Below are 13,119 nucleotides of genomic sequence, written 5' to 3'. Positions count from 1 at the left end.
CATCTTTAGGAATTGCCACTGGATATTTATTGATGGATAGTATAACCACAAAGGCAGACAAAGAATATTTCCAGGATGAGAAGTTAAGATAAACAAAGACGTAAACTTTAGCAAGGAAATACGAAGGTAGAAGTTCCATCTTTCTGAATATTTGGAAGCTGATCAATTAATAGAATAAGTGAACTAATTTCTATTAATAATCAACTTATGGTAAAACAGCGTTACTAGAGTGGAAGAATGATTTTCCCACAGATCCCACGGATAGCACCGAGCTTTATATTTTAATACCTATCGCTGATCTAGCTGATTGAGCAAATTCTTTTTATGATGGCTTGAAAATGATATGGGAAAAATATTGGAGTCTATGTTTTGGCTGAAGCCTTTTCTATTCTGCGTTGTTGTAAACGGGCTGAAGCCCGCTTCTAGTGAATATCTTTTCTGAAGATAAGTAAACTAATTACATATTGCTTCGTGAGACAATATAATAAATATAGGATCTGTTTTAGAAAAAGCGTTTGATTAATGCCTTATATATATAGTACCCAATCAGGCATCCGATAGTATCTGCTACAATATCTAAAGATTCCATGGATCTGCCTAATCCCATCTCTTCCTGAAAGATTTCTGTAAGGAAGGCATATATAAGGATGATCTGAAAGAAGTATGAAAATTTGATTTTGGGAAAAGCAGCAATGAAGGAGAAACCCAGCATCGCAAATATGCTCACATGCAAAACTTTGTCAATCCCGGAGAACATAAACCAATATTCCTGGTTCTCTTCACCCGGCTTGAGGAGCATATAAGTAAGAAATGCCCAGTAAATGGGCAAAATCTTACTGAATATTTTTGAAACCTTATCCAATGATAGCCTGATATTCTTCTGCAGTAAGCAGTTCTGAATGATCTGCACCATCAGCAAGTTCTAATTTAATGATCCATCCGTTTCCATAAGGATCTGTATTTAACAGTTCCGGCTGATCTTCCAATTCTGAATTAAACTCAATAACTTTTCCAGCGATAGGCAGGAATAAATCTGAAACAGTCTTTACCGCTTCTACACTTCCGAAAACAGCTCCACCTTCAAGATCGTCATCTACAGTATCTACATCTACGTATACGATATCGCCAAGTTCTCCCTGTGCGAAGTCTGTAATACCGATTGTAGCAACATTACCTTCAATCTTGATCCATTCGTGATCTTTCGTGTACTTTAATTCTGATGGTGTATTCATTTTAATTTTTATTTTGTACAAATGTATTCAAAATAATAAAAGGTTCAAAGAGGTAATGAATATCTTAATCAAATTTTGGATTCAAAATAAAAAATCGCTGCATGAGCAGCGATTCCTATGTTTTAATTATTACTTTTTTATAATTTTGTTAGGATACTTTTTTCCATTTGAATCAATTAAGTTAACCATATAAACTCCTGATGGATACTGCGATAAATTAATCTCAATCTTATTCTTTGAAGATACATCAAGGGTTATAAGTTTTTTTGCTTCCATTGAATATACTTCAACTGTTTTGAAATTTTTACCATTGAAATCAATATTGAGAAGATCTTTGGTAGGATTTGGATAAATTCTAACTACCCTATCTATCATTATCTGCTGATTTGCATCATCATCATTTAAAATGATCTCTCCATAATAAGCCTGATTTTCTAGTTTTCCTCCGGCTTGTTTAAGATATATTGTTTCGTTTGGTGTTTCTGTTATTTTAGGATTAAGCATATCATCAAACGTAAGGGAGCAATTTGGTATATCAATAGGTAAAGGTTCTTGTGCGATTGCATGAAATTCCGTACCAGCTGCCGCTGAAATATTAAAACCAGGTTTCATAATAACAGAATATTTTCCATATATAGATACATCTTTATTTCCTGTCAATTGTTGTGTTTTATTATCTAAAATTACTGTTTTTGTATCATATGTTGTGGCATTAAAATCATATCCTAGATTAGGAGATCTATATAGAAATTTATTAAGGTTGGCACCTGCCAAATTTTTAAATACTTCTTTTCCATTTACAACAATCCCATTACTAAAATAATAATTATCCAATTTTTTTGGACGGTGATAGGCAGCTGTATAAAATGTCTGATCATTATAAGTTATATAAGGATGAGCTAAATAATCTACTTCTCTTATACTGAAAATTCTACGTTTAACATCATTTCCGTAATAATCATCAGAACTGATTATATACTTGCTATCGAATCCTACTACCTCCTTCCATTTCAACTGTGTCATTTTATCCTTAATCCAATTTCCATTACCAGTCTTTTTAAAATTTACATAATAATAATTGCCATATTCACTACTCGGAGAAGCTATAAAGTTTAATTTACTTAAACTAATAATTTCATCATTTTTCATAATAAAATTAGAGCCATTACTAGAATACATGTTTTTAAAGGCTGCAGGCATTACAATATGAGAAGAAGTGGCATTATTATTAGATAAATTTACCTGCATAAGTTCAAAAGAACCTGTTCCATTAGTATTTTTATAAATAATGTTATATGTATCATTTGATATTTTAAGTATATATAAAGGATCATATTGACCATTTCCACCAGGAATTGATAAAAAAGGATTTGACAGTGATGCTTGCAATGTAAGCATAGCAGAGTTCGAAGCAAGGTTATAAATATTAATTTTATTTTCTCCTGACTGTTGCATAAAAACTTTGTCCCCAACTATTTTTGTAAATACACCATAACCAGCAAAAGATCCAGCTGGTAATGGATTTGTATCTATTTGCCACCCAGCATTCTGTTCATTAAAGAAACATGAATATATTTTATTAATTGAATTTTGACTTACAAGCAACATTAAGTGTTCATTATCAAAATCATAATATTTTCCAATAGTAAGACCCTGCTGATTATAAAAAAGTGTTTTATAGCTTTCAAATATGAGTTCGTTATTTATTATTTTATAGGATTGTATTTCATATGTTTTATACACATTGCCTGCTGCATTATGTCTCCATTCTTCAATGAGAATATGAACTCTATTATCACTAACCCCGACAACATCTACCATACAATCATGAATCTGTCCAATTCCAGGATTCTTTATTGTTATTTTTGCTGGCTTTATATACTTAATTTTATTACAATCAGTTACTTTATATATTCCCCAAAGTTGCAGATTAGATAAAAAATAATTTATATTAGTAGGGTATATATCATATATGTTTTCACTTATAGCAAATGTTTTTTTGTTAGGGGCTATGACTGATCTATAGTAATTAAAATTCATATCTATCTGTTGTTGATAATTACCAGATCCACCAAATTCTTTCAAATAAATTTTTTTCCCCCATGTATTGGCCGGATGAACTTTTTCACCGTTTATATCAATAGGTTCTTCTTCCCAAATTGTCGGCTGAGGATTACCTCCTGGATTTACTATAATTGGGGCACCAATCTGAATAGAATAATTAGGACAATATGGTCCTATAGATTGTACATTTGTTCCATTAGGGTTTAGCCATGGAGACATTGTATAATAATTATTAGAAAATCTTGAGTAATATGTATATAGTTTATTATCATTAGAACTATTAACATTTGGATTAGTACAATTAAAAACATTTGGATCAGGACCGGTTGATAAAGATCCTATTAATCTATCAAAACTGTTAAATAATGGAGATCCCGATGATCCCTTCTCTACAATGGCATCTCTCCACGAGTTTTGTAAGAATGTTCCCTGTGAATTTAATGGCCACGGAACACCAAAATATCCCAGTAATCCTGATTGTAGTATTGGTTGATTACTCATGACTGGATATATTTCCTGAACTAAAGAAATTTTTTTCACATCACCTTTGGGATGATGTACTCCATATGTATTAGTAGGATTTACCGAATAAGAGTTCGGATTATTATCCCAGCCAGCATAACAAACTTTATACTGAGACAAAGCAGCTGCAGTTGCATTAAGTTTTATTAAAGCATAATCTAAAGAATTAGCAGGACTTTGCGTCAATAACGTACAACCTAAAACGGAATTATTGGACAATGAATTAGGAGCATCAGAGCCATTGCTTGTGCAGGTTAAAGCTTCATAATTAAATAAAGAGATTAGTTCTGTATTCCAGTTTATATTATTATTTGCGGCTTCATATCCTATACAATGTGCGGCAGTCAAAAAATAAGGTTCTCCATTTTGAACAGTATTGTTCATGAGGTTTCCGGAGCAACTTGCTGAATATTTATGTGTATTTGTACCCGATTCATATATTGGATATAACATCAAACCCACAGATTTTATATTTCTTGACTTATTGTCAAAGCCGGTAAATACACATGCTACATTCTTATGACAATTACCTGCAGTTCCATAAGCCCCGCCATAAAAATCTGTAAAAGAATGAATAAGTTTTTCAGTAATAAGCAATGGTTTATCATTACTACTTTTAGGATAAGAAAGTTCGATAAAGAATGTATTTCCAGGTATGGGTTGTATTCCAAATTCTAATCCCTTATTTTGTGCATTCGGATTATTTTTATGATTAAACTCTCCTAGAATAAACCCATTATCAGCATAAAAGAAAAGTTTACTATCCTTTGTTAAAAGATATTTTTTAAAATAAAGCTGTAGGGCTTTAGCATCCGATGACTTAACCTTATATAAATAATAATATCTTCCATCATACTCAATCCTATTATTATCATCTGTTATATTAATTTCTCTCTTAAATGATTTACCATAAATATTTTGATTTATATAAGCTTCATCTGTTAAATCAGAAACTTCCTTTATGATTTGTTGATTACTAAATCCATCAGTTTCAAAAATTTTAATATTATCTTTTAATTGTGATAAGGGAATAGAGATTCCCGAAGAGTTTTTATATTCTTGTCTAGCAGTAATACGACGTTCAGAGGATAATTTTCCGTATAAAAATGGATATCCATTATCTCCTACTTGACTTTTAAGAAAGCTACCTAGAAGCAAAAATAAAAATAAAGTATATTTAATTTTATTCATAGCCAAATTACTGTTTATTAGTCTTTAGTTTCTTAACCTCTTCCAAAAGCATTTTATTATCCTCCTGAAGTTTTTTAAGCTGCTTATTCTGCTCAATACTATACAATGTAAGTTCTTCAATCTTCTGAAGAAGCTTAATTTGAAACTCTCCAACATTAACTCCTTCTTTTTCCATCTGGGCAGCAGAGGCAATTTCAGGAAGATGCTTTTTTTCCTTAATATGTCTTTCTACCTCTTCAAGTTTGGGGAGATTATATTTTTTATCAAAAACAAAATCAGCTGTAGGTGTTAGTGTTACCTTTAATTCTTTTGCTTCAAACTTACCTTGCAACAAAGCATTTCCATTAGGAGATATTTTCATCACTTCAGTCATTGTTACTGGTGAGTTTATTGGAATGAATTGCTGTGGGGAGGTTAGAAACTTTACCCCTTCATCACTTAATGTCATGGCAACTTTCGAAAAATTTAAGGTCTCATTACTCGATAGCCATCCATTTCCAGTGCTGCTGTCTGCTTTGACACCAAAACTCATATAACTTGAGGCAGAACTTCTTAAAGATCCCCAATTATTTAGCGAACCATTTCCGTAGCGAACGGCAAAAGCATTTATTCCTTCTGTAGCTTGTGTTGCTCCCGCTAAGATACTGCCCAAAACATCCAATTTTTGATTAGGAGTTGAAGTTCCTATACCTACATCTCCGGTATTTAATAATTGTATCCCTACCCCTGCAGATGTCTGCAATTTTATTCCTCCGTACCAATTAATATCCAATCCATCTGAATTTGATACAGGATAATGACCCAGATAATAATGAACAGGATCCGAATTCCCGTAAAGCTTGTCAAAAGGGATATCTTGAGAAAATATGATCCCAAATGAAAAAAGTCCAAAACTCAATAATATTTTTTTCATAGTTCAAAAATTAATTGATGCAATTTACAGTTTTAAATTCACAGATTCTATATATAGTGAATTAAAACTAAAATCCCTTTCTACAAAAGAAAGGGATTTTTATTTTAGAAATTATATGTTATTTTTTTTCTAGAAACCGCCGCCTGAGTCTCCGAATGTAAACGTGGCAGACAGACCGGCTCTGATGGTAGACAGCGGGAATGCCGTCGATATTTTATACTTGGAAGTCATTTGCTCATAGAACACTCTAAGGTTCAGATTTTCTGAAACATTGTAGTCTGCAGAAAGCTTGATATTCATGAGTTTTTGCCCTCCAGTGATCTGCGAATCATTCAGCAGGATATTCATAATAGAGGTTTTGCTGTCTCTTAATGAAATATCTCCTCTGATGTTAAGGTCACTTCCTTTTCCTCTTGATCCTCTTGTATTAGCCATTCCCAATCTGAAGTTCTTAACGATATACCCCAGCCTCACTACATATTCCGTGTTGGAATCTTCTGTAAGGGTATGGTTAACCAATCCAAGCAGCAACATTCTGTTTTTGTTGTACTGAATTCCGAACTGCATATTATTTCTCATGGTAATATCAATCCCGATAAGCGGTGAGAAGGATTCTACATAACCCACCTGCGAGAATGTAAATGGATTGATGTAATCATTATTAACATCAAATGCATTTCCGCCTGAAATTCTGTTAAAGTAATCAATACTTGACTGGATTCCTGTTGCGGTATAGGTCGCCGTATAGCCATGAAGGATATCAAATTTAGAGAACTGTCCATTGATGATCGGAACATTTCTCAAACCTGAATAGGTAAGCTTCCAGTTTGGAATAGGCAGTCCGGCTTTTCTGGCATTACCCATCTGCTTAACAGACTTCCCTTCTACTGCAGCTCTGAACGCAGGAATCAATACATAGGCATTCGCAATACTGTAATGATCTGCAAATCCGTCACTATTCAGGACTTCTCCCATACCCAACTGCTGGGAAAGGGCCATTGCATTTTCCCTGATGGCCTGATAAACAGCCTGGGTTTCTTTGAACGATGTTTTAAGAAGCATCACAGAATTGGAATAGGTCACCTGGTCATTTGCAAATGCATAATCATGATTGGCTGTTCCCAGATTATTCCGGTTATTGAATCCGGTCTGAGAGAAGTTTCGGTTATAATTATGCAGGGCGCTCAGGTCGATCCTGAAATCATTCATCGGAACGATCTGTAGATTGGCCCTCAATTCCCTGGTGGACATCTTGATATAAGGGTCCGTCATATAAGGCGAATCACTCACCCATCCGTTTTCGAGTACGGTTCTTCTGATATCAGCCTGCGATCCGAAAAGGAATCCGATGGTAGGACCACCCAATGTCTGTCCGTAGCCATACATATTTGGTGCTGAAAGTAATCCAGGAAGCACAGTTCCGTTATTTTCAGAATAATTAATATCCAGCTGTTTGAATGATGTCAGTAAGAAAGCTGTACTCTGAAGCACCGTTAGTCTATTCTTGAATTTGTACTTCTTGTATCTGTATCTTTTCTTCTCCCACTGCTGAGTGTATACATTATTCAGGGAATCTATTTCCTGCTTACGCTTCTGCAGTTTTGCGGAGATATTTTTGAAATATTTAAACTGCCCGAAGAACTTCGGAATATCTGCCGTAGCTGTAGCCTGAATCACGTTTGTATTCTGTCCTACTGAACCTAAGCTTCCTTCCGGACTTGAAAGGAGTGCCGTAGATCTTGCATTCCAGTTGTAGGTAAGTCCATAACCAACTTCTGCATCAATGAAATCCAGATACGGAAGATACTGGAACGGAAGTTTGTAGTTCACCTGTACCCTGTGGTTGTACAATACCGGTCTACCCGCTCTGAATACGTTTCCAAAGATGGATTTATCATTCATCCCATTAACATCTACATTATCGTTAAGGGTTCTTGTGGCAGAATTGATTTCAAGCTTTAATGATTTTGTAAAGTTGAATCCTAAACCATACTGCCATCCGAAGAAGAAGTTTCTGTTTTTAATAGCCGCAAAACTGTCGCCCGTATTTCCGCTAAGGATTGCTTCCACATTCCGGAATTCAAGCTCATTGTAATTCCTGTCTATTTCCGTTCTGAAAGATAGCCTTGTAGGAACAGGATTGAAATTGAATTCTTTCACCCATTTCAGATACTTCGCAGATTTCGCCGTATCGCTGATCATTTTGTTGAAAGGCTTAATTACCCACGGCTTGAATGTATAGTTATAATCTACATACCCTCTCAGATATTGTCTGTAGTTTTTAGAGGTATAGATGTCTCTGAAATAGTCATCGTTATAAACCGCTGTTACAGAAACGTTCTCAATATCATAAAATTTAGGTTTCTTATTAGGGTTCATTCTTTCTTTATGCATGTTCACCACCCCGATGCTTCTCTGCTGTGTGTAAGTTCTTGCTACTTTCTTCAGCTGTTCTTTATTGGCAGCTTTGCTGAACTCCACATCGGTATCCAGAGGATTGTATTTCGGATCCTCAATCGTTTGTGAATAAGAATAGTTTAAAGGAATCTTCATTCCACTTTTTTCAGGAAGGAATTTATCTACATTCACCGCTGTATTGATACTGAACGCTGACTGTGTAGACTGATTTCTTTCCGCCGGTTTTGAATCTATATTTCCAAAACCTACTGAGGTATACGATGCATTCGTATTGATGGTCGCAAAATCTCCAAGGTTAAAGTTTAAACTTGCATTTCCTGCATAACCGCCGTCATTTTCAATTTCGGAAAGACGGATTTCGTTTACCCAAAGAATCCGGTTAAGAGAAGTCTGTGGATCTCCCCTTTCGTTACCGTTTCTGATACCGATCATAATGGTAGTCACGTTCCCTAAACTTGGACGGCCTTTGATATATATTCTTTTAAAATTGGGTCCAAGTTCAAAGTTCGGATCCATTATTCTCTGTGCTATTTTATCTGGGCTGTTTTTATCTCTTCTTATTTTAGCATCTACCAAATTCTGGATTTCCAAATCAACTTCATTTTCAAACGGCCAGATGTCCATTGGTGCAGTCGCTGTACCTTCAGTTAACTTCAGGGAAGCTTCATACTCATAATAGTTGTCTGTAGCGTCACTACCGAAACGGATAAAGAATTTAGTTTTACGATCTATATCACCTGCCCCAGGTTCTCTGATGTTCGGGTTATGAGCATGTACAAAAAGTTTTAGTTTTTTATATCTTCTCATATCCAGAGTTGTATTCTTGAATACCCCCCTTGCCTCACCGCTTACAAGATCGTTTACTTTCATATACAGGGATGCCTCGTTTTGTCTCTGTGCACCAGCATTTCCGCTTAACACTTGTCTGTCAATACCCGGAGGCAATACATATGGTGGTTGATTCAGTGCATTTTCTTCAATATTTACACTTCCAACTTCAAGATTGGTGGTATTCACTTCCAGACCTCCTTCAGTAGTAGCCGGATCTGCTATAGGTTGTGAAAATACTGCAATATTTTTAGGATATTTTCTCCAGTCAGATCTTACAAGGTCCATGGTCCCGAATCTTAAAGTGGATGTATTTTCAAACCCGGTCATCATTAATCTTGCAAACCTTACGTTGTTAAGAACTGATGGATTTTTTTCACCTTCTGCTTCAGGCTCTGCATATTTTGAAACCGGAATTCTGAACAGGAACCATTTTACATCTGAAGTCTGTCCGTTCTGGAAAGTAGCCTTTACAATTTTTTCATCCACAATATTGTTCTTTCCTAATACAAGGTTTGGTCTATCAAGTCTAACAATATATTCGTTGTAGCTTTCTGTCTGGTCAAGGTTATAATCCTTGTTGATATCTTCTGCGTCCGGAGTCTGCGATGCCACTTCCAGTGAATTGGCCTGAGAGTTTCCTTCCGGATTTCTGAAATATTTATATCTCTGAACAAGAGACGCTGCCTGGCCGCCTGTAAATTTATCAGACATAAAGAATACGAAGTCATCTACTGCAGGGTCAGCAAGGTTGGTCACCGGGTTTACGAATGTATTCCCGAATCTCATCGCTTCCTGATCGGAGCTTAAACCATCATATCCAGAGTCCTGAGCTCTTCTGTCATCTCCTTCACTGGAGAATGCATAGAGGATAGGTGGCTGTTTTGGCTGTATTCCCCAATTAGATGTCGTTGTTGTAGAAGGTGCACCTGGTGTTGGAAGACCGTTTTCATACTGCATCTTTCCGTCTTTCAGAATGTCTTCCGACACGTTTCCTAACTGAAGCAAAAGCCTCGCTCTGTCTCCCAAAGTATTTCCATCCGCATAAGGGTCCATCATCCAGAATTCAACGTATTCAATATTTGAATTCACGAAGTTGGAAACACTCACCGGTCTCATGATCCCCGCCCATCTTGAAGAGGCAGCTTCAGAGCCTGGATTGACGTTATATGGACCTTTTTCCTGAGGATAATAAGATATGTCTAAAGTATTGGTGAAAGTCTGTTCACCCGCTACAAAATCTCTGTTATTATAAATTTCAGAGTACTGAACCCTTCTGGATGCGTGATTGGAAACGGATTGTGCCGTAATTCCCGCAGGCGCTCTTCCGCCTACTCCCCAGAATCTCGGGTCAATGTTATACCATGAAAGAAGACCTCTTCCGTAACCACTTGTTGTAGCATCGTCAGCCGGTGCCCCATTGAATGGTGCGGCAAGGTTTTTCTCCGGTCTTGAAGCTAAGCTCCATGCTGCCGGTTCTTTTAATGATATTTTAGAAGTAGTCTGTTCGAAGTCGTCAACGTAGGACTGATCATTTGTTCCTTTGTTAAGGCCCGGAAGCAAATAGGCTGCTTCCATTTTAAAGTTCAGGTTGGATGGTGCTTCGGTATTTACAAATGGAATCTTATCGGTCAATCTCGTCAGGAAAGGAACCTGATTGTTGTACATCATATTGATCCCGGCCATGGTATTGTTCACTGCTTCCTGGCCATAGTTTACCTTTTGGGTAAGCGGAGATTCGGAATAGTTGACAACGGTTCCACCCAATATAAAGTTTTCGCTGAATCTTCTTTCTAGATTTAAACCTAAGAATCTTTTTCTCTGGGTATTAAATGTCAGCTGGTTTTCTAATGAGATATTGATCGCCTGTCCGGACTGTTTAACGTTTTCATTGATAATCGTTACCGTTCCAAGCATATAATCTACGGTATAATCTACTCCCTCCGTCAGCTGAACACCGTTTGCAGACACTTTTACAGATCCCTGCGGTACGTTTACAGCTCCAAGAGAAATTCCCTGCCCCTGTGTTCCTTTATAACGTCCTTCGATGGTGTAACGCTGTGCAAGGTTACTGGCAGAAGCCACCTGTTTCTGCTGCGTATACAGATCGTTGAAGACAAACTGCGGATCATTACTCCCTACCTGACTCTGCATAAAGGCTCCGAAAGGTTTTACTTTGGTAAAGATGATCCTTCCTGTTTCCGGGCGGATGGTGATTCCGTTGACAAAGTCAAAGATACCGTCTCCCATTACCCCGCTGCTGGCCTGGATATCACCGTTCATATTCAGACGGTCCCAATTGAATAATTTCAATAAGTTTTTATCCTGAACAGAAGTACCCGGAAGATAATTTACTTTACCTCCGGTTTTAGGATCTCTGTAGAAAACATTAAGAATAAACCCGTCCTGCGCTACCTGGCCTGCATCCAAAGAATAGATGTTCTTCATCATCAGGTCCCACATCGGAGACTGGGTATTCACTTTGTTGTTTACTCTAAGAACTTTAGTTACCAATACCGGACTTTCTTCGGAGAATTCCCCTACTTTATACACTTTATTGGTTCCGTCCGTATAAGAGTAAGAAACGGCTAAAAGCTGGTTCTCGTTCAGCTTCTGGTTTAATGAAATATATCCTAACTGAGGCTGCAATGTATACTCATTGGTATTCAGCCTTCTTGCTTTTGTATTAAAGATGAACTGTTCACCGTTATCATACGGCTGTGTACTTCCCGGGAACATCTGTCCCTGAAAGGTTGTAGCATAATTTTTACCGGCTTCTCTCGGTCCGATAGCCGCATTAATAGACTGGTACAATCCGTTCTGGGAGTTATCCGGCAGTCCGGCAGCTCCTTCCCCAAGATCCCTGATCCCAACAATACTTTTCTGGTAAGCCAGGTTACTGTTCCCCTGATCCAATACCCAGACTTCCAATCTGGTGATGTTGACCGTGGAATTGATCTGTGGATAATTAAGTAATGAATTGTCATAACGGTCCAGGAAGTAATGTCCCAGGAAGAAGTGCTGGTTATCTTCGTAGTCAATAGCATTAACTTTAAAGTTATTCATCACCCCACCACCCTGTACGACAATGTTTCTGGCTTCCCCCTGCTGCTGGGAGAGAACTACTGTTCCGTAGGTCTTTCCTAGCTGGAATTCCGTTTTCACCCCAAACAATGACTGTGAGCCACGGATAAGGCTGGTAGAAAGCGGCATGTTCACGTTACCGAATTCTATTCTTTTAATGATTTTATCTTCTCCTCCTGCGCTTGGTTTATCTACCTCGCCCAAACCTTTGGTCTGAAGGTCTTTCCAGCTTCCTTTTGCCTGCCATACGAGGTTCATTCTGTTTTCAAATGCAAAACCGCTCTGGGTATCGTAATTGGCTTTTAGCTGAAGGTTTTCCCCTACTTTTCCCAATAAACCGAGCTGTATTCTCTGATCGATATCAAAGGTGAAGCTGGTTCTGTTCTGAGGAAGGATAAGCGGGTTATCAATCTTCTGATACAGTCCTGCAAAATCCAGTGAGGCATATCCTGAAGGAATGATCTCAATTTTATTGCTTCCGAAGATGGTTTCAAACAGCCTGTTGTTGATCATCAGAGACGGAATAAGCCCTTTCTTCCGGGCGTCAGATCTGTCTCTTCTGAAAAGAAGGTTGTATTTATCAGATTTTTCCTTATAATAAGCTCTTGACTGGGTTGCGAGCATAAATTCTTTATACTCTTCAGGAGACATCGCAGTGGGAGGTCCTGTGAATGTATTTCCAATTTTGGGATACACGTAATACATTCCTGTTTTGATGTCATAAAAGGCCTCATACCTCGTGGGGTCGGCCAGTTTGTAATCTTTCTTTATGATGGCAGTATCCCGTACCTGCTGGGCAAAGGTATTTACTGACATACATAGGAACGACAGGAACAATAGTATTTTGAGATGCTTGTTATTCGCCAC

At 37.2% G+C, this 13,119-nt stretch carries 5 protein-coding genes; all 5 read right to left on the bottom strand.

The features are described 5' to 3' along the window. Positions 1–502: 502 nt before the first annotated feature. Positions 503–829 carry a VanZ family protein gene (locus JET18_RS15770; RefSeq protein ID WP_202092593.1) on the bottom strand — a complete coding sequence of 109 codons (327 nt, stop codon included), beginning with the start codon at positions 827–829 and terminating at the stop codon, positions 503–505. A gap of 25 nt (positions 830–854) precedes the next feature. Beyond that, complete coding sequence (gcvH, locus tag JET18_RS15765; RefSeq protein WP_202092545.1) at positions 855–1,232, bottom strand: glycine cleavage system protein GcvH; 378 nt, start codon at positions 1,230–1,232, stop codon at positions 855–857. Positions 1,233–1,361: 129 nt separating this feature from the next. Next, positions 1,362–5,009, bottom strand: a complete 3,648-nt coding sequence (locus JET18_RS15760; protein WP_202092544.1) for a trypsin-like serine peptidase — start codon at positions 5,007–5,009, stop codon at positions 1,362–1,364. A 7-nt stretch (positions 5,010–5,016) separates the two neighbouring features. Then, positions 5,017–5,922, bottom strand: a complete 906-nt coding sequence (locus tag JET18_RS21895) for a hypothetical protein (protein ID WP_228728559.1) — start codon at positions 5,920–5,922, stop codon at positions 5,017–5,019. 129 nt (positions 5,923–6,051) lie between these two features. Next, positions 6,052–13,068 carry a T9SS outer membrane translocon Sov/SprA gene (gene sov, locus JET18_RS15750; protein WP_202092542.1) on the bottom strand — a complete coding sequence of 2,339 codons (7,017 nt, stop codon included), beginning with the start codon at positions 13,066–13,068 and terminating at the stop codon, positions 6,052–6,054. Positions 13,069–13,119: the final 51 nt, after the last annotated feature.

Origin of the sequence: Chryseobacterium endalhagicum (genome assembly GCF_016745235.1) — a bacterium.
GTDB classification, from domain to species: domain Bacteria; phylum Bacteroidota; class Bacteroidia; order Flavobacteriales; family Weeksellaceae; genus Chryseobacterium; species Chryseobacterium endalhagicum.
This window is presented reverse-complemented; position numbering and strand designations above follow the sequence as displayed.